Source organism: Campylobacter sp. US55, assembly GCF_004378955.1.
Classification (GTDB): Bacteria; Campylobacterota; Campylobacteria; order Campylobacterales; family Campylobacteraceae; genus Campylobacter_D; species Campylobacter_D jejuni.
Genome location: NZ_RYYF01000026.1, coordinates 1 through 525, shown reverse-complemented (window position 1 = coordinate 525; position 525 = coordinate 1). Strand labels below are relative to the sequence as shown.

General features: G+C 32.4%; 1 protein-coding gene. It reads right to left on the bottom strand.

The features are described 5' to 3' along the window. Positions 1-525, bottom strand: a 525-nt coding sequence (locus ELQ07_RS08165; protein ID WP_134224989.1) for a methyl-accepting chemotaxis protein, incomplete at its 5' end; no start/stop codon positions are given.

The following is a 525-nucleotide window of genomic DNA, read 5'->3' as shown; positions in this document are numbered from 1 at the left end:
TTAAAACCTCTTCTTCTTAACATCTTCTAAGATATTATTAGCTATATCACTTACTGTACTAGAAATAATAGCTGATTCATTAGCAATCTCAACATTATCTTTAGTAGTTTGATCAATTTGTGCTACGCTATCATTGATTTGAGTAATACCTGCAGTTTGTTCTTTAATACTTTCTGCCATATCATTGATGGATTGAACAAGTAAATTAGTATTAGCTTCTATTTCAGATAAAGACTTTTGAGTTCTTTCAGCTAACTTTCTAACTTCATCAGCCACAACAGCAAATCCTCTACCATGTTCTCCAGCACGTGCAGCTTCAATAGCAGCATTTAAAGCTAGAAGATTAATTTGATCTGCAATATCACCTATAATACCTGTAACATTTTTAATCTCTTCAGATTGAGTGATAACATCACTAGTTTTAACTGAAACATTTTGCATAGAAGAAGTGATCTCTTCTAAAGCTGCAGCAGTTTCTTCTAAAGATTGAGCTTGAGAATTTGAAGAAGTGGTTAAGCTTTGAAC